This is a genomic window from Microbacterium trichothecenolyticum, assembly GCF_000956465.1.
GTDB classification, from domain to species: domain Bacteria; phylum Actinomycetota; class Actinomycetes; order Actinomycetales; family Microbacteriaceae; genus Microbacterium; species Microbacterium trichothecenolyticum.
Genome location: NZ_JYJA01000032.1, coordinates 24481 through 42527 on the forward strand (window position 1 = coordinate 24481; position 18047 = coordinate 42527).

Annotated in this window: 16 protein-coding genes and 1 tRNA gene; 8 read left to right on the top strand and 9 right to left on the bottom strand. The window is 69.5% G+C overall.

Features of this window, described 5'->3' with window-relative positions; translation table 11 throughout:
• Positions 1-63: 63 nt before the first annotated feature.
• The 3 genes from RS82_RS07790 to RS82_RS07800 form a co-directional block, all read right to left on the bottom strand.
• Positions 64-723 (bottom strand): methionine ABC transporter permease, encoded by a 660-nt coding sequence (locus RS82_RS07790; protein WP_045298035.1) that lies wholly within the window; start codon positions 721-723, stop codon positions 64-66.
• A complete protein-coding gene (locus RS82_RS07795; protein ID WP_045298036.1) occupies positions 716-1753 on the bottom strand; it encodes a methionine ABC transporter ATP-binding protein in 1038 nt (345 codons plus the stop codon). The genes RS82_RS07790 and RS82_RS07795 overlap by 8 nt, the downstream gene beginning before the upstream one ends.
• Positions 1754-1840: 87 nt before the next feature.
• Complete coding sequence (locus tag RS82_RS07800) at positions 1841-2743, bottom strand: MetQ/NlpA family ABC transporter substrate-binding protein (protein ID WP_045298037.1); 903 nt, start codon at positions 2741-2743, stop codon at positions 1841-1843.
• Positions 2744-3001: 258 nt separating this feature from the next.
• On the opposite strand from RS82_RS07800, the gene RS82_RS07805 reads away from it, so the two are divergent.
• A tRNA-Thr gene (locus RS82_RS07805) sits at positions 3002-3074 on the top strand.
• A 58-nt stretch (positions 3075-3132) separates the two neighbouring features.
• Positions 3133-3528 carry a hypothetical protein gene (locus RS82_RS07810; protein WP_045298304.1) on the top strand — a complete coding sequence of 132 codons (396 nt, stop codon included), beginning with the start codon at positions 3133-3135 and terminating at the stop codon, positions 3526-3528.
• A gap of 27 nt (positions 3529-3555) precedes the next feature.
• Here RS82_RS07810 and RS82_RS07815 read toward each other — a convergent pair whose 3' ends face one another.
• Entirely contained in the window at positions 3556-4512 is a 957-nt protein-coding gene (locus RS82_RS07815; RefSeq protein WP_045298038.1) for an EamA family transporter, read from the bottom strand.
• A 94-nt stretch (positions 4513-4606) separates the two neighbouring features.
• Here RS82_RS07815 and RS82_RS07820 point away from each other — a divergent pair, with 94 nt between their 5' ends.
• Genes RS82_RS07820 through RS82_RS07840 form a run of 5 tightly spaced genes read left to right on the top strand, consistent with a single transcriptional unit; the run spans position 4607 to position 9012 of the window.
• Entirely contained in the window at positions 4607-6994 is a 2388-nt protein-coding gene (locus tag RS82_RS07820; RefSeq protein WP_045298039.1) for an MMPL family transporter, read from the top strand.
• The gene (locus RS82_RS07825; protein ID WP_045298040.1) at positions 6991-7581 is read left to right on the top strand and encodes an isochorismatase family protein; all 591 of its coding nucleotides are present in this window, start codon (positions 6991-6993) and stop codon (positions 7579-7581) included. The genes RS82_RS07820 and RS82_RS07825 overlap by 4 nt, the downstream gene beginning before the upstream one ends.
• Complete coding sequence (locus RS82_RS07830) at positions 7574-8239, top strand: DNA alkylation repair protein (RefSeq protein ID WP_045298041.1); 666 nt, start codon at positions 7574-7576, stop codon at positions 8237-8239. The genes RS82_RS07825 and RS82_RS07830 overlap by 8 nt, the downstream gene beginning before the upstream one ends.
• 27 nt (positions 8240-8266) lie before the next feature.
• On the top strand, positions 8267-8713 hold the full coding sequence (locus tag RS82_RS07835; protein WP_045298042.1) for a GNAT family N-acetyltransferase: 447 nt from the start codon (positions 8267-8269) through the stop codon (positions 8711-8713).
• Entirely contained in the window at positions 8710-9012 is a 303-nt protein-coding gene (locus RS82_RS07840; RefSeq protein ID WP_045298043.1) for a hypothetical protein, read from the top strand. Before RS82_RS07835 ends, RS82_RS07840 begins: the two co-directional genes overlap by 4 nt.
• A gap of 22 nt (positions 9013-9034) precedes the next feature.
• Here RS82_RS07840 and RS82_RS07845 read toward each other — a convergent pair whose 3' ends face one another.
• Genes RS82_RS07845 through RS82_RS07865 form a run of 5 tightly spaced genes read right to left on the bottom strand, consistent with a single transcriptional unit; the run spans position 9035 to position 17064 of the window.
• Positions 9035-10261 (bottom strand): nitrate/nitrite transporter, encoded by a 1227-nt coding sequence (locus RS82_RS07845; RefSeq protein ID WP_045298044.1) that lies wholly within the window; start codon positions 10259-10261, stop codon positions 9035-9037.
• Positions 10258-11046 carry a respiratory nitrate reductase subunit gamma gene (narI, locus tag RS82_RS07850; RefSeq protein WP_045298046.1) on the bottom strand — a complete coding sequence of 263 codons (789 nt, stop codon included), beginning with the start codon at positions 11044-11046 and terminating at the stop codon, positions 10258-10260. The genes RS82_RS07845 and narI overlap by 4 nt, the downstream gene beginning before the upstream one ends.
• Entirely contained in the window at positions 11046-11669 is a 624-nt protein-coding gene (gene narJ, locus RS82_RS07855; RefSeq protein WP_045298048.1) for a nitrate reductase molybdenum cofactor assembly chaperone, read from the bottom strand. The genes narI and narJ overlap by 1 nt, the downstream gene beginning before the upstream one ends.
• Positions 11666-13357, bottom strand: a complete 1692-nt coding sequence (gene narH / locus RS82_RS07860) for a nitrate reductase subunit beta (protein ID WP_045298050.1) — start codon at positions 13355-13357, stop codon at positions 11666-11668. Before narH ends, narJ begins: the two co-directional genes overlap by 4 nt.
• Positions 13357-17064: a nitrate reductase subunit alpha gene (locus RS82_RS07865; protein ID WP_045298052.1), complete on the bottom strand. Its 3708-nt coding sequence runs from the start codon at positions 17062-17064 to the stop codon at positions 13357-13359. The genes narH and RS82_RS07865 overlap by 1 nt, the downstream gene beginning before the upstream one ends.
• Before the next feature lie 515 nt (positions 17065-17579).
• Here RS82_RS07865 and RS82_RS07870 point away from each other — a divergent pair.
• Complete coding sequence (locus RS82_RS07870) at positions 17580-18044, top strand: hypothetical protein (RefSeq protein WP_045298054.1); 465 nt, start codon at positions 17580-17582, stop codon at positions 18042-18044.
• The last annotated feature ends 3 nt before the right edge of the window (positions 18045-18047 follow it).

Consider the following 18047-nt stretch of genomic DNA (forward strand, 5'->3'; position numbering starts at 1 on the left):
AGCGAGATGTGAAGAGCCGGATTCCCCGCGTGGGGTGTCCGGCTCTTCACGGTGACGGGTGCGTCAGCGCCGCAGCACGCGGCGGGCGAGCGCGTTGCCGAGGAACTGCACGAGCTGCACGATCACGATGATCACGAGCACCGCCGCCCAGGTCACGGCCGGGTTGAACTGCTTGAAGCCGTACACGATCGCGAACTCGCCGAGTCCGCCCGCAGCGACGGCGCCGGCGATCGCGGTCATGTCGACGAGCGCGACGACGATGAACGTGTAGCCGAGGATGAGCGGACCGAGCGCCTCGCGGGGGAGCAGGCGCAGGAGGATCCGCGAGCGGCTCGCGCCCGTGGCACGGGCCGCCTCGATCACGCCCGGCCGCACCGTCAGCAGGTTCTGCTCGACGATGCGGCTGATCGCGAAGAGCGACGCGATGGTGATCGCGAAGATGCCGAACTCGGGTCCGATTCCCGGGATGCCCAGGCTGCGCGCGATCGGCTGCACCGCCGCCAGCAGGATCACGAAGGGGATCGGCCGGAAGAAGTTCACGATGACGTTGATGGTGCCGAACAGGAACCGGTTCGGGAACAGGCTCCCGGCCCTGGTGGCATAGAGCGCGAGCCCGACGAAGAGCCCGGCGATACCGCCGAACACCAGGCTCAGCGACACCACGTACAGCGTCTCGGCGGTGGCCTCCCACAGCTGCGGGAGCAGGTCGACGAGCCTATCCACGGGCGTCCTCCTCGATCAGCGGCGCGAACGCCGAGGCCGCGTCGATGGCACGCTGCACGGCATCCGTCTCTCCGGTCAATGCCAGCGTGAGATGCCCGAAGACGCGGCCGCCGATGTCGTTGATGCCGCCGTGCACGAGCTCGAAGCGCACGTCGTGCGACGAGAGCGCGGCGAAGACATCTGCCTGCGTGACGTCGCCGTCGCGGATGGTGAACGTGACGATCCGCCCGGGGTGGCGCTCGCGCAAGGCGCGCAGCTGGTCGCCGACCGGGACGTCTTCGATGATGCTTGCGACGAACCGGCGCGTGGCGGCATGCTGCGGCGATGAGAGCACGTCGAAGACGGCGCCGCTCTCGATGATGCGGCCGCTCTCCATCACGACGACGCGATCGGCGAGGGTTCGGATCACGTCCATCTCGTGAGTGATCACGAGGATGGTCACGCCGAGCTCCTGGTTGATGCGCTTGAGGAGCGCGAGCACCTCCTGCGTCGTGTCGGGGTCGAGGGCGCTCGTCGCCTCGTCGGCGAGGAGGATGCGCGGGCTCGTGGCCAGCGCTCGGGCGATCCCGACGCGCTGCTTCTGCCCGCCCGACAGCTGCTCGGGGTAGCTCTTCGCCTTGTCGGCGAGGCCGACGAAGCGCAGCAGCTCCTCGACGCGTGCCGCGATCTCGGCGCGCGGGCGGCGGGCCGCCTCGAGCGGATAGGCGATGTTCTTCGCGACTGTGCGGGAGTCGAACAGGTTGAACTGCTGGAAGATCATGCCGATGTCGCCGCGCAGCTCGCGGAGCTCGCGCTCGCGCAGATGGGTGATGTCGCGGCCGTCGATCTCGACGGTGCCGGCGGTCGGCGTCTCGAGCGCGTTCACGAGGCGCAGCACGGTGCTCTTGCCGGCGCCGGAGTAGCCGATGATGCCGCACACCTCGCCGGCGGCGACGTCGAGCGAGATGTCGTCGACCGCGGCGATCGGAGGGGCGTCCTTGGCGGGCGGGGGGAAGGTCTTGGTCACGCCGGTCAGGCGGATCAGGGTCATGGGTGCTCCTCGGCGGAACGCGCGTGTGCGGCCCGTGCGCACGAGGCGCGAACGGGCCGCACATGCGGTGCCGCAGTCGGCGGTGTCTTACGAGTTGGCGCGGATGTCGTCCTCGACGTCGGTGAGCGACGTCACGAGCTCGTCCACCGGGGTCTTCACCAGCACGGCGGTGCCGCCCGACGCCTCGACGACGCCATCGAGGACGTCCTGCGTGTTCTGGTAGATCTCGACGAGCTTCAGGTACGTCGGGTTGTCGGCGTCCTCGGCCTTCGCCGCGAAGATGTTGATGTAGGGGAACGCGCTCGGGTCGGTCGGGTCGTCCGTGGCGATGGCGTCCTCGGGGGTGAGGTTCGCGTCGGCGAGGAAGTCGTTGTTCACGATCGCCGCGGCCACGTCGGGAAGCGACGTGGCGGTGAATGCGGCGTCGAGTGCCTCGACCTTGACCTTCGACTCGGGCAGCACGTCCGCGACGGTCGAGAAGACCGAGCCGCCGTCCTTCAGCTCGATGAGGCCGGCCGACTGCAGTACGAGAAGACCGCGCGCCTGGTTCGACTCGTCGTTGGGGACGGCGACCGTGGAGCCTTCGGGAATGTCGTCGGTCGACTCGTACTGCGACGAGTACAGCCCGAGCGGGTAGATCGCCGTGGCGCCGATCGGCTGGAGGTCGTCGTCGCTCTGCACGTTGTAGGTCGCGAGGTAGATGATGTGCTGGAACTGGTTCAGGTCCAGCTCGCCCGCCGAGAGGGCGGGGTTGGGCTGCGTGTACTCGCTGAAGTTCACGAGCTCCACCTCGATGCCCTCGTCCGCGGCGGCCTCCTTGTACGTCTCCCAGTACGGATCGCCGGAGTCGACGACGCCGATGCGGACCACCTCGTTCTCGTCGGAGGCGCCGGTGGCAGCATCCGTTCCGGTGCCGGCGCAACCGGCGAGGAGGAGTGCGAGGGGAAGCGCGAGTGCTGCTGCTGCGGTGAGCTTCTTGGACGTGGACATGTGAGTGCTCCTGTGGATCGAGGCCCGTCTCGGGCTTGTGACCGCGCGCACGATCCACGGACCGCGCACGCTTCGTCGCGGACCGGGTTCGAACCTACGTGGGCGCCATGCGTCATCTCGAACCGGCGCGTAACACGTCGACACCGAGTCCGTCGGAAAGCGGGATCGGGTCCGGAACGGATGCCTCGGCCGCCGCGGTTCGCGAGCACTCTCGAGACCCTGTAAGATCGTTGCTTGTGCGTCGCGCAAGCGAGGCCCGCCACCTTAGCTCAGTCGGCAGAGCGAATCACTCGTAATGATTAGGTCAAGGGTTCGATTCCCTTAGGTGGCTCAGAACCGGAACGGCCGCGGGCAGCGGCCGTTTTCCGTATCCGAAGGACGGTGATGCGGTGTCTCAGGCGATCGACGCCCTCGCCGAGATATTCTCGTGGATCGGGTTCGGCGTGGGCGCACTCCTCGCAGGCGTCGCTCTCATCATGTATCTCCTGGACGGCACGTGGCTGCCGGTGCGAGCGGTCGTCGAGAGCGGTCCGAACGGCCGACTCGTCCGCTGGTTCGACGAGGATGGCGGCGTCGGCGAGGCGCACCTCACCCACGAGCAGGACCACCACATCGGCGACTCCGACATGGCCGACATCTTCGTGCGCCGCGGATCGCTGAACCGCATGCGGCTGACCCACGGTTCCCCGGCGGTGCGGGCGGTCACGCGACTCGCGATCGGGATGCTGGCGCTCGGGGTGGTGGCGCTCGTGACGTCCCTCGTGATGCTGTTCGTTCGAGGCTGATCCGTCGATCCCGGTCGGGTCCGGGGCCTACGCGAAGGCGAGCATGCCCCCGGCGGCCAGCGCGAGGCAGAGGCCGATCCACTGCACCCCGGCGACCCGCTCCCGCAGCACGATCGCGGCGAGCAGGATCGTGCCGGCGGGGTAGAGCGCGGTGAGCGCCGACACCACCGCCAGCTCGCCCGTGCGCAGCGCGAACAGGGCCAGGGCATTGGCCGCGGCGTCCGCGATCCCGCACGCGATCGCCAGCCACCACGCCTGACGTGTCGAGGCGACGACCCGCCCTTCACCTGTCGTCGCGTGCTCGAGGTCGGCGTGCCCGCTCGGGGTCGCGCCCAGGGGGAGCCCGGCGACGGGGAGGACCGAGCGTGCGCGCTCACCCCGGCGCAGGGCGGCGAGGGCGAGCCCGCCGACGATGGCACCCGTCACGACGGCGTTCGTCGCGCGGCTCGTCACGAGCGGCACGAGTCCGCTGTCGTCCGAGGTCTGATCGAGCGCGATGAGGAACGCGCCGATGGCGAGGCCGGCGCCCACGGCCATCGCCAAGCCTCGGGCGCTCGGCCGGACGATCCTCTCCCCGGGGATGAAGCCCACCAGTACGGCGGCGACCAGTGCCACGCCGAGACCGGCGTACCCTGCGGGCGCGAGCGCGTCGCCGTTCATGAGCAGCCCCCACAGCATCGGGGCGACGGCGGACACGACCGCGGTCAGCGGCGACAGGATGCTCATCGGCCCGATCGCGAGGCACGCGTACAGGAGCGCGATCGCGACCACGCTGAAGATGCCGCCGAGCACGCCCCACGCCACGTCGGGCGCCGACCACGCGCCGTCGAACAGCGGCTGGGCGACCAGCAGGGCCGCGAGCCCCGAGAGTGCGGCGACCGCCGTCACCACGATCGAGCGCAGGCGTCGGGCGGCGAGGCCTCCCAGGAAGTCCGCGGAGCCGTACACGATGGCGCCCACGAGGGCGATGGCGGCGGAGAGCATCGGCGCCCAGCCTAGGAGCGCGGCCGAGGAGTTCGCACGGTCGAACTCAGGCGAGTGGTCGAACTCAACCCAATTCGCTAGATAAGCTAGCGATATGACTTCGCCCCACCACGCGAACCGTCGCCCCTCGGGCTGGCTGCGGATCGGCATCCCCGCCCTGCTCGTCCTCGTCTGGCTGGCCGTGGGATCCATCGGCGGCCCGTATTTCGGCAAGGTCGACGAGGTGTCGAGCAACGACCGCTCGTCGTTCCTGCCCGAGAGCGCGGACGCGACGCAGGTGAATGAGAGGCTCGCCGGGTTCCTCGGCGGCGACAGCATCCCCGCGGTGGTCGTGGTCACGGGGGACGGTGAGCTCTCGGACGACGACATCGCCGACGTGCAGGCGCTCGCCGACGACATCGCCGAGGTCGAGGGCGTGCAGGAGGACGTGTCGCCGCCGATTCCGTCGGAGGACGGCGAGGCGGTGCAGATCTTCGTGCCCATCGACGCTTCGGGCGAGGTCGGACCGACCGTCGAAGAGATCCGCTCACTCGTGTCCGAAGACCTGCCGGCCGGGCTCGAGGGCTGGGTCACGGGGCCTGCGGGCTTCACCGCCGACCTCGTCGAGGGCTTCCTGGGGATCGACGGGCTCCTGCTCGGCGTCGCGCTGATCGCGGTGTTCCTGATTCTCGTGATCGTCTACCGCTCTCCGCTGCTGCCGGTCCTGGTGCTCCTGACGTCGATCTTCGCGCTGTGCGTTGCGCTGCTGACCGTGTGGTGGCTCGCGTACGCCGGCATCGTCGTGCTCAACGGGCAGGTGCAGGGAATCCTGTTCATCCTCGTGATCGGTGCGGCGACCGACTACGCCCTCCTGTACGTCGCGCGGTTCCGCGAATCCATCGCGACGGGGATGTCGAAATGGGATGCCACGCTGTCGGCGTGGCGCGGAGCCTTCGAGCCGATCCTCGCCTCGGGCGGCACGGTCATCGCGGGCCTGTTGTGCCTGCTGCTCTCGGACCTCGCGACCAACCGCGCGCTCGGCCCGATCGCGTCCATCGGGATCGCGTTCTCGATGCTGTCGGCCCTGACCTTCCTGCCGGCGCTCCTGGCACTGTGCGGCCGCGCGGCGTTCTGGCCCTTCATTCCGAAGGAGCCGATCGCCATGATCCCCGACGACCTCACGCAGCCGGTCAAGGGCCTCTGGCCGCGCCAGGCGCGCTTCGTCGCACGTCATGCGCGCATCGTGTGGATCGCATGCACGATCGTGCTGCTCGCGGGCGCGGTGGGCATCACTCAGCTCAAGGCCGACGGCGTGCCGACCAGCGACCTCGTGCTCGGCTCCTCCGAGGCGCGCGACGGTCAGGAGGTTCTCGCCGAGCACTTCCCGGCAGGCTCCGGCTCGCCGGTCTACGTGATCGTGCCCGAAGAGGAACTCGCCGATGCGGTGGGCGTTCTCGCGGCGTCGGACGGCATCGAGTCGGTGTCGGTCGCCTCGGAGGACTCGCCGACGGGGCAGGCGCAGGTCACGGTCGAAGACGGCGAGCCGGTCCTCACCGCGGTCGGCCCGCCCGGCACGCCCGCTCCCGCGCCGACGGTCTCAGCCGGCGATGTGCTCGTGATCGGGACGCTCACGGATGCTGCCGACTCCGTCGCGGCGGAGGACACCGTCCGCGACCTCCGCGCCGACCTCGACGAGACGCTCGGCGCCGGCGTCGCGGTCGTCGGCGGCGAGACGGCGACCGACATCGACACGAACGACACGTCGACGCGCGACCGCACGGTGATCATCCCGGTGATCCTCGCGGTGATCCTCATCATCCTGATGCTGCTGCTGCGCTCGATCCTGGCGCCCGTGCTGCTCATCGGCACCGTGATCCTCTCGTTCGCGACGGCGCTCGGCGTCAGCGCGCTGGTCTTCAACGAGGTGCTCGGCTTCCCGGGGGCGGATCCTGCCGTGCCGCTGTACGGCTTCGTGTTCCTCGTGGCGCTCGGCGTGGACTACAACATCTTCCTGATGTCGCGGGTGCGTGAGGAGTCGCTCGTCCACGGGACGAGGCCCGGCATCCTCCGGGGCCTCGTCGCCACCGGCGGGGTGATCACCTCGGCGGGACTCGTGCTCGCGGCGACCTTCGCGGCGCTCGGTGTCATCCCGATCCTGTTCCTCGCGCAGATCGCGTTCATCGTCGCCTTCGGCGTGCTGCTCGACACGTTCATCGTGCGGTCACTCCTGGTGCCGGCGCTCTCGTACGACATCGGCAAGGCGATCTGGTGGCCTTCGAAGCTCTGGCGGCGGGATGCCGGGGCGCTCGCCGGCACGGGCAGCAACTCCGCCTCACCCACGCCGAGCAGAGCCGGCGCCCTCGCAGCGGCAGCTCCCGCGACAGTGCCTGGCGGAGTTGTCGCACACGATGCGCCGATGCCTGCCGAGACCGACCCCGAGCTCGTGGCCGGCGACGGGCACCCGCTCACTCGCGAGGAGTACAGGCGTACGCTCGAACCATGAGCAAGGCGCTGTTCATCGTCGACGTCCAGAACGACTTCACCGAGGGTGGTGCGCTGGCCGTGGAGGGCGGGGACGCCGTCGCGCAGCGCATCTCGGAGTTCCTCGTGACGCACTCCGAGGAGTACGCCGTGATCGTCGCCTCGCGCGATTGGCACCACGCCGAGGGCGACAACGGCGGGCACTTCCACCCGGAGCCGGACTTCGTCGACACCTGGCCGGTCCACTGCGTGAGCGGAACCGAGGGCGCCGAGTACGACCCCGGCCTCGACACGTCGGCGGTCACCCACCACGTCAAGAAGGGCCAGGGCAAGCCCGCCTACTCGCTGTTCGAGGGCACGACCGACGACGGCGTGACCGTCGCGCACCTCCTCGAGGAGCATGGCGTGGTCGACGTCGACATCACCGGAATCGCGACCGACTACTGCGTGCGGGCCTCGGCGCTGGACGCCATCGAGCACGGCAGGCACGTCCGTGTCCTCACCGACCTCATCGCCGGCGTCGCGGCGGAATCCAGCGATGCGGCGCTCGCCGAGCTCGCGCACGCCGGAGCCGAACTGCGGCCGTCGGGGCTCGAGGGCGGTGACTGAGCCGGGGGCGCCGACCGCCGAGGGCGTCCGCACGGCGCTCGAGGGCGCAGCATCCGTCGACGAACGCGCGAAGATCCAGCGGCGCATGACCGATGCGCGCACCGAGGTGATCGGCGTGCGCATGGGCACCGTGTTCGACATCGCGAAGGCGAATTCACGGATGCCGCTCGCCGAGGTCGACCGGCTGCTCGACTCGGACGCGTATGAGATGCGCATGCTGGCGGTGTCGATCCTCGACTTCCAGGCGCGAACGAAGGACGTCGACCGTGCGGCGCTCTACGAACTGTGGATGCGGCGTCTCGATCGCATCGACACGTGGGACTACATCGACCGGTCCGCGCCGCGCGTGGTGGGGCTCCATCTGCTCGACCGCCGGCGCGACGTGCTGTTCGAGCTCGCGCGCTCCGACGACCGATGGCACCGCCGCACGGCCATCACCGCGGCTTTCTCGATCATCCGCGCGCGCGACCTCGACGACCCGCTCGCGCTCTGCGAGATCCTCGCGGACGATCCCGAGCACCTGGTGCAGACGAACGTCGGCGTCGCTCTCCGCGAGATCGGGCGGGTCGACCGCGATCGGCTGGAGGAGTTCCTGGCGCGTCGCGGCGACGACCTCAGCGCGCACGCGCGACGCACCGCCCGAACCGCCCTCGCCTGAGGCCGGCGACCGGCTACTCTCGGGCTCGTGACTGAGATCCGCCCCCTCGCCCCTGCCGACCGCGACGCCTGGCTCCCGCTCTGGCGCGGCTACATCGAGTTCTACGAGTCCGAGGTGTCGGACGAGCAGACCGCGCTGACATGGAGCCGCCTCCTCGACCCGCAGTTCCCGATCCACGGGGCGGTGGCGACGGACGACGGGCGCGCCGTCGGCTTCGTCCACTGGCTCACGCACGCGGCCACGTGGTCGGCGGCGCCCTACGTCTACCTCGAGGACCTCTTCGTCGCCCCCGACACCCGCGGCAGCGGCGCAGGGCGCGCCCTCATCGCCCACGTGACCGAGTGGGCGCGCGAGCACGACGCCGCGAAGGTGTACTGGCTCACGCAGGAGACCAACATCACCGCGCGGGCCCTCTACGATCGCGTCGCGACCCACACCGGGTTCGTGCACTACGAGATCGGGCTCGGCCGATGAGCGCGTCTGCTCCCGCCGAGCGGAGCGTCGGCGATCTCGTCGCCACTCTGCTCTTGATCGGATTCTCGGTCGGCGCCGCGGTGGTGCTCTTCTTCGTCTCGCTCGTGTGGGCGATCGGCAACCATGACAACACGGTGGCGATCGTGCTGGGCGGCTACCTGCCGCTGGCCCTGGCGGTGATCGGCGCCGTCGCCGGCATCGTCGCGCTGTCCCGAAAGCACCGGGCGTTCTGGTATCCGCTGATCGCGCTCGTGCTCAGCATCGCCGCTTGGGTCGTCGCCGCCTCGATCGCCCGCTGACCAGGCGCCACCACCCCGTCGCTCATCTCGCCGCGCGCCGCTCCCGCCGGGCCAGGAAGATCACGAAGCCCAGCGCGACCAGGGCGGTGAGGCAGAGCAGGCTGAGCCCGATCGTGTAGCTGTGGGCCTCGGCGTTGTAGGTCGCGCCCATCACGAGCGGCGGGAAGTAGCCGCCGAGCCCGCCCGCGGCACCGACGATTCCGGTGACGGTGCCGACCCGTTCGGCCGGTGCGCGCTGCGCCACCCACGTGAACACCGCGCCGGTGCCGAGCCCGAGGAAGAGCGCCATCAGGACGAACGAGGCTCCCGCAGCGAGCTCGGGCGGCGGCTGCAGCGCGATCACCACCGCCATCACGGCCGCGCCGCTGAGCGAGATGCTGAGCACGGTCGCCGGCCCGATGCGGTCCGACAGCCAGCCGCCGACCGGTCGTGCGATGACCGCGGCGATCGCGAAGCCCGCGGTGCGGGCGCCGGCGTCGGCGAGGTCGTACCCGTAGACCTCCTTGAGGTAGGTCGGGAGGTACGTCGAGAAGGCGACGAAGCCGCCGAAGGTCACGGCGTACAGGAACGCCATCTGCCACGTGACGGCGAGCTTCGACGCCGCCTTGAGCTTGGGCATGACGGGGGCGGTGTTCGGCTTCCACAGCGGCGAATCCCGCATGAAGAGCCAGACGATGACCGCGACCACGAGCAGCGCGCCCGCGATGATGAGGTGCGTGGCGACGTAGCCGAACCACGCCACCATGCGGGGCGTGAAGAACGACGACAGCGCGGTGCCCCCCATGCCGGCGCCGAAGAGGCCCGTGGCGAAGCCGCGCTTGGCCGGCTCGTACCAGGCGTTCACGAAGGGGATGCCGATCGCGAAGGTCGTGCCGGCGATGCCGAGCAGGAACCCGAAGGCGATCATGAGCGCGTAGGACCCCCACACGCCGGCGAGGGCCACCAGTACCACGGGCACGGCAGACGCCGCCGTCAGGACCGTGAACATCAGGCGCCCGCCGAAGCGATCGGTGAACGCACCGGTGAGGATGCGGCCGAGCGATCCGACCAGCACCGGCGTCGCGATGAGCAGCGACGCCTCCGTCGAGGTCAGCCCCATCTCAGCCGTGTACTGCACCGCGAGCGGTGCGACCAGGTTCCACGCCCAGAACGTGATGGTGAAGGCCAGCAGTGCCAGCAGGAGGTTCTTCGTGCGGCCGGGCAGTTCCTGGGTCCCGGTCGCGGCCGTGGCCGCAGCATCCGTCGTCATCGTCGTGTGCCTCCCGTCTTGCCTGTGGTGGTCGCCTTGCGGTCGGGGGTGCGGTCGGTGGTGCCCACGGGCGCCCAGCCGCGGCGGATCCCGCGCGCCGTCGTCGGCCGCCCGTCGCGCGAGCGGTAGATGATGTACGGGCGGAACAGGTAGTGCACCGGCGCCGTGAACGCATGCACGAGCCGGGTGAACGGCCAGATCATGAACAGCACCATGCCGATCACGGTGTGGATCTGGTAGTCGAGCGACGCCTCGCTCATCGCGGCGATGTTCGGCTGGAAGACGAACAGCGACCGGAACCACGGCGAGACCGTGTCGCGGTAGGTGAGCTCCTGGTGGGGCCCGATGACCCCCAGCACCGTGGTCGCGAGGCCCGCGACGATGGCGGCCACCAGCACGACGTACATGGTCTTGTCGTTCTTCGTCGTGGCCATGAACACCGGTCCGGTGGTGCGGCGGCGGTAGATCAGGATGCCGACGCCGACGAGCGTCGCGATCCCCGCCACGGTGCCGAGACCCAGCGCGGCGAGGTGGTACATCTCATCCGAGATGCCGAAGAAGTCGGTCCACGCCTTGGGGATCACGAGGCCGATGACGTGGCCGATGATCACGACGAGGATGCCGAAGTGGAACAGCGGCGAGCCGATGCGCAGCAGCCGCGACTCGTAGAGCTGCGACGAGCGCGTGGTCCAGCCGAACTGGTCGTAGCGGTAGCGCCAGATCGTGCCGCCGACGAGCACCGCGACCATGATGTAGGGGAGGACTCCCCACAGGAACAGGTCCATCAGCGCCTCCCGACCGGCTCGAGCGGCAGCAGCCGCGGGTCGTGGGCATCGAGGCCGACGGACTCGCGCGGCGGTCCGGCGGCTGCCATCGCCATCGCCTGCTGGCGGTCGGCGGGGGAGCGGCCGGGAAGCGTGTCGCACACCGCCGCGACGACGCCGGCGTACGGCGAGCCGCGCTCGGCGAGGGCGAGGCGGATGAGCTCGAGACTGGGCCGGTACTCCTGCAGCAGCGCCGCGCCCTCGCCCGGCGCGTGCCGTGCGAACTCGAGCACGAGCGGCAGGAAATCGGGCAGCTCGCCCGTGCCGTCGATCGTGAGCCCGGACTCGCGGTACCGCCGCTTCAGATCGGCGAGCACCGCGCCGCGCCGGCGCGTGTCGCCATCGGTCCAGTAGCTCAGGTACAGCGCGTGGCGCCGTGACATGTCGAACGTGTCGACGTACACGGTCTGCACCTCGGAGGCCGGCGTCTTCTCCCACCACTCGAGGAGAGGGGCGAAGGATGCTGCCGCCCGAGGCGCCGCCTCCGACACGGCGCGGCCGATCAGGGCGGCAGAGCCGAGCACGCCGTCATCCGGATAGCTCAGGCACAGCGACGCTGCCTGGTAGACCACCCGGACGTTCACGACGAGCCCCCTGCCGAGGCATCCGGAGCCGCATCCTTCGGCGGGAAGAGACCGGGCGGTGCGCCGTTGCCGTCCCAGTTGAGGAGGTTGACGCGGCCGCGCAGCGACTCTCCGCTCGCGGCGGCGTCGGAGGTCTGGCGTTCCTTGAGGGCGTGGAAGGTCTCCACCGCGACCGGCGTCGGCCTGCCGCTGGCCTCGCCGAACATGCCCGACTCGTTGCCGTACGGGCCGCCGTCGAAGTCGAGCGAGCAGCCGAGCTCCTCGAGCTCGTGCGCGCGCTCGTAGTGGGCGGTCGGGATGACGTAGCGGTCCTCGTACTTGGCGATCGCGAGCAGCCGGTACATCGCGTAGATGGACTCGCCGGTCATGCCGACGGCCTCGGGGATCGACTCGTCGCGCTCACGCTCGAGCGTGATGTCGCGCAGGTACGAGCGCATCGCGGCGAGGCGCCACAGCACGCCGGTGATGATGTCGGTGTCGCCCGCGGTGAAGAGCTCGGCGAGGTACTCGACGGGGATCCGCAGCGCCTCGATCGCGCCGAAGAGGGTGCCGGCGGCCTCCGAGTCGTGTCCCTGGTCGCGCAGCAGGTCGACGATCGGCGACAGCGGCGGGATGTACCAGACCATCGGCATGGTGCGGTACTCGGGGTGCAGCGGCAGCGCCACCCGGTAGGTCTTCGCCAGGGCGTAGACGGGCGAGCGGCGCGCGGCATCCATCCAGTCGTCGGGGATGTCGCCCTGTGCGCGGACCGCCGCGATCACCTCGGGGTCGTTCGGGTCGAGCATGAGGTCGAGCTGCGCCTCGTACAGGTCCTTCGGGTCGGGTGTCGACGCCGCCTCGGTGACGCGGTCGGCGTCGTAGAGGAAGAGGCCGAGGTAGCGCAGGCGCCCGACGCACGTCTCGGAGCAGACGGTGGGGATGCCGACCTCGAGGCGCGGATAGCACAGCGTGCACTTCTCGGCCTTGCCGGTCTTGTGGTTGAAGTAGATCTTCTTGTAGGGGCAGCCGGTGATGCACTGGCGCCAGCCGCGGCAGCGGTCCTGGTCGACGAGCACGATGCCGTCCTCGGCCCGCTTGTAGATCGCGCCCGACGGGCACGACGCCATGCACGACGGGTTGAGGCAGTGCTCGCAGATCCGCGGCAGGTAGAACATGAACGTCTTCTCGAACTGCAGCTTGATCTTGTCTTCCGACTCGCGCCGCACGCGCTCGACGATCGGGTCGAGATGGCCCATCTCGCTCGCGCCGCCGAGGTCGTCGTCCCAGTTCGCCGACCACGTGATCTTCGTGTCCTCGCCGGTGATGAGCGACTTCGGCCGGGCGACCGGGAAGTCGTCGCCGAGGGGCGCGTCGATGAGCGTCTCGTAGTCGTAGGTCCAGGGCTCGTAGTAGTCCTCGAGCTTCGGCTGCACCGGCGACGAGAAGATCGAGAACAGGCGCTTCGCGCGGCTGCCCGTGCGCAGCGACAGTCGCCCGCGCTTGTTGAGCGTCCACCCGCCGCGCCACTGCTCCTGGTCCTCGTAGCGGCGCGGGTAGCCCTGGCCGGGCCGGGTCTCGACGTTGTTGAACCAGACGTATTCGGTGCCGGCCCGGTTCGTCCACGCCTGCTTGCACGTGACCGAGCAGGTGTGGCACCCGATGCACTTGTCGAGGTTCATGACCATGCCCATCTGGGCCATCACGCGCATCAGAACACCACCTCCTGCGAGCGACGGCGCACCGTCGCCACCATGTCGCGTTGATTGCCGGTCGGCCCCAGATAGTTGAACGTGTACGACAGCTGCGCGTACCCGCCGATGAGGTGCGTCGGTTTGACGAGCAGCCTCGTGACGGAGTTGTGGATGCCTCCGCGCCGGCCGGTCGCCTCGGACTTCGGCACGTCGATCGTGCGCTCCTGCGCGTGGTGCACGTAGACGACGCCGGTGGGCATGCGATGCGACACGATCGCCCGCGCCACGAGCACGCCGTTCGAGTTCACGCACTCGACCCAGTCGTTGTCGGCGGCGCCGATGGCCGCGGCGTCCGCCGGACTCATCCAGACCGTGGGGCCGCCGCGCGACAGCGACAGCATGAAGAGGTTGTCCTGGTACTCGGAGTGGATCGACCACTTCGAGTGGGGCGTGAGGTAGCGCACCACGACCTGCTGCTCGCCGTTCGGGCCGAGCTTCGGCTCGCCGAACAGGCGGTGCATGTCGAGCGGCGGGCGGTAGATCGGCAGGGCCTCGCCGAGGTCGCGCATCCACGCGTGGTCGAGGTAGAAGTGCATGCGCCCGGTGAGGGTGTGGAAGGGCTTGAGCCGCTCGATGTTGACGGTGAACGGCGCGTACCGGCGCCCGCCCGTCTCGGAGCCGGACCACTCCGGCGACGTGATCACCGGCACCGGCGCCGCCTGCGTCATCGCGAACGTGATGCGCTTCTCCTCGGAACCCTCGGCGAGATCGGCGAGCGGCTTGCCCACGCGCTTCTCGAGGGTGCGGAAGCCCTGCGACGCGAGTTCGCCGTTCGTCGTGCCCGAGAACGCCAGGATCGCCTCGGCCATCTTGACGTCGGTGTCCATCGCGGGCCTGCCATCGGCTGCGCCCCCGAGCATGACGCCGTTCTTCTGGGCGAGCCGCTCGACCTCGTGCGCCACGTCGTAGGTCACGTTCTTGATCGTGAACCCGAGCTGGTCGGCGAGAGGCCCGACGGCGGCGAGCTTGTCGGCGATCGCGGTGTAGTCGCGCTCCACGACCGTGAACTGCGGCATGGTCTTGCCCGGGATGCCGGCGGTGTCGCCGCGCGCCCAGTCCCGCACCTCGCCGCCGGGCTGCGACGTCTCGCCCGGGGTGTCGTGCTGCATGGGCACCGAGACGAGGTCTTTCCGCGTACCCAGGTGGGTGCGCGCCTGCGCCGAGAATTCGACGGCGATCGCATGGAACAGGTCGAAGTCGCTCTTCGCCTCCCACGGCGGGTCGATCGCCGGGGTGAAGGCGTGCACGAACGGGTGCATGTCGGTCGACGACAGGTCGTGCTTCTCGTACCAGGTCGCGGCCGGGAAGACGACGTCCGACAGCAGCGTCGTCGAGGTCATGCGGAAGTCGGCCGACACGAGCAGGTCGAGCTTGCCCTCGGGGATCTCGTCGTGCCACTTCACGTCGTTCGGGCGCACGCTCGCCTCGTCCGTCGCCATCACGTTGTTGTGCGTGCCGAGCAGGTACTTGAGGAAGTACTCGTTGCCCTTCGCGCTCGATCCCATGAGGTTCGACCGCCACAGCGTGAGCAGGCGCGGCCAGTTCTCCGGCGCGTCGACGTCGGCGATCGCGGGCTGCAGCTCGCCGGAGGAGAGCTGCGAGGCGACGAAGGATGCGGCATCCGCCGCCTCTCCGTTCGCCACCGCCGCGTCGGCCCGGTCGGCGAGGTCGAGCGGGTTGACGTCGAACTGGGGGTAGAACGGCATCCAGCCGAGGCGCGCGGACTGGGCGATCGTGTCAGCGGTGTGCATGCCGGCGAGGTTTCCCTCGGCCAGCGGCGACGCCAGCGCGTCGGCGGAGTAACCGTCGAAGCGCCACTGGTCGGTGTGCATGTACCAGTACGCGGTGCCGATCATCGTCCGCGGCGGGCGGCTCCAGTCGAGGGCGTTCGCCAGCGACAGCCAGCCGGTGATCGGGCGGCACTTCTCCTGCCCGACGTAGTGCGCCCAGCCGCCGCCGTTGCGCCCCATCGACCCGGTGAGGATCAGGAGCGCCAGGATCGCCCGGTACGTCGCATCGCCGTGGAACCACTGACAGATGCCGGCGCCCATGATGATCATCGAGCGGCCGTTCGACTCGATGGCGTTGGCCGCGAACTCGCGTGCGATGCGCGTGCACGCCTGCGCCGGCACGCCGGTGATCTCCTCCTGCCACGCGGGCGTGTACGGAGACTCGGCGTCGTCGAGCCCGGTCGGCCAGTCGCCGGGCAGCCCGTCACGGGGGACGCCGTACTGGGCGAGCATCAGGTCGAGGACGGTCGTCACCAGGATGCCGCCCACCCGCGTCGCCGGGACGCCTCGGTGCAGCACGGCTCCCTCGCCGTCGGCGGAGTCGAAGCGGGGGAGCAGAACTTCCACGGCCTCAGAAGTTCCCGCTGCGGCGGGGAGGTCGGCGATGGACAGCGCCGGTTCCACGCCCTCGAGGTCGAGGTTCCAGCGACCCTCGCCGGACGCGGCGTACCGGAAGCCCATCGAGCCGTTGGGCACGCGCGCAGTGCCGGTCGCGGCATCCAGCACCACCGTCTTCCACTCGTCTTCGGGGGTGCCGCCGCCGAGGTCTTTCGAAGTGACGAACGTGCCGGGAACATACGCGCCGTCGCGCTCGGTGAGCCGCACGAGGTGGGGGAGATCGGTGTACTGGCGCGCGAAGTCGGCGAAGAACGGCACGCGGCGGTCGACGTAGTTCTCCTTGAGTACCACGTGGCCCATCGCCATCGCGAGTGCCGCGTCGGTGCCGGCCTGGCAAGGCAGCCATTCGTCGGCGAACTTCGTGTTGTCGGCGTAGTCAGGGCTGACCGTGACCACCTTCGTGCCGCGGTAGCGCACCTCGGCCATCCAATGCGCGTCGGGCGTGCGGGTGACCGGCACGTTCGAGCCCCACATCATCAGGTACGTGGCGTCCCACCAGTCACCGGACTCGGGAACATCGGTCTGATCGCCGAACACCTGCGGGCTCGCGACCGGGAGGTCGGCGTACCAGTCGTAGAACGACGTCATCACGCCGCCGACGAGCTGCGTGAAGCGCGTGCCGATGCAGTGCGACACCATCGACATCGCCGGGATCGGCGAGAAGCCCGCCACCCGGTCGGGGCCGTACTCCTTGATCGTGTGCACGTACCCGGCGGCGACGAGCTCGACCGCCTCGCGCCATGACGCGCGCACGAGACCCCCCTTGCCGCGCGCCTGCTGGTAGCGGCGGCGCGTCTCGGGGTTCTTCGTGATCTCGCCGAAAGCGAGCACCGGGTCACCGGTGCGGGCCTTCGCCGCGCGGTATTCCTCGAGCAGCACGCCCCGGATGTACGGGTAGCGCACGCGGGTGGGGGAGTAGGTGTACCACGAAAAAGCAGCCCCGCGGGGACACCCGCGGGGCTCGTACTCGGGACGGTCGGGGCCGACGCTCGGATAGTCGGTCTCCTGGGCCTCCCACGTGATGATGCCGTCCTTGACGTACACCTTCCACGAACAGGAGCCCGTACAGTTCACGCCGTGCGTCGACCGGACGACCTTGTCGTGGCTCCACCGATCGCGGTAGAACGCGTCGCCCTCGCGCCCGCCTTCGAGGAAGGCGGCACGATGATCGGCGGTTTCGTCCCACCTCGTGAAGAACCGCCCTGCGCGCAGTAAGGCGTCGGAAGCCGGACCGTCCACACCGATCTGGGGCGTCATGACTCGGACCCTAGCGAAACGTCCGGATGTTGCACCAGGGGGGCGCGCCGGAAACAGACGGCTGGACGGCCGCTCGATCGAGTGGAAGTGGTGCCCCCACAGGGACTCGAACCCTGGACCCACGGATTAACCTGCTGCACTGGGCTTTCCCCAGCCACCGTCTCCGGCTTGCAGTCTGGACTATATCTTCACCTTCGGCCGGACCGGTCAGGTGCGCCGCGTGTAGTCTCTGAGGTTCCCTTGCGGTTACCTGCTGATTACCCAATCCCTCGGATTGTCACTGCCGTCTCCGGCGAGTACCTCGGGCTCTCAGGGCGTCCCAGCATATAGCGGCGGTCATCCGACGCATTTCTGCGCCGGCGCTCCATTTTGTTCTGTTGAAGTCCGTTGCTCTAACCAACTGAGCTATAGGGGCCTGTCCACCCTAGCAATCCGAGAGCGATGCTCGGAGCGTCGGTGCCCGGCTCTACGATCGGCGATGCTGATGTTCGATCCAGGCGAGGAGGCCGACCAACGTGCTGAGACGCTGCGGGACGTGCCGTGAGTTCAAGCCCCTCACGGAGTTCAACCGGAAGTCCGCGCGTGCCGATGGTCTGCAGGAGGTCTGCCGACACTGCAATCGCGAGTCTTCCCGCGCCTACTACGCCCGCAATCGCGAGCGGCATGTGCAGGTCATCGTGGAACGCACGGCAATGCGTCGCGCGGCGGCGAAAGCCTTCCTCGCCGTATATCTCCGCGAGCACCCGTGCGTCGACTGCGGGATCGGTGACTTGCGCGTGCTCGATTTCGATCATCGACCCGGCGACGGGAAACGCAAGGACGTCATGGCAATGGTGCGGGAAGGCTTCAGCATCGCCAAGCTCGAAGAGGAGATCGCCAAGTGCGATGTCCGGTGTCGCAACTGCCACGCGATCGTGACGCTCGAGCGGGGCGGCGTGAACTGGCGGTCTGAGGCGATGCGCCGAGCGATGGACCGATAGCTC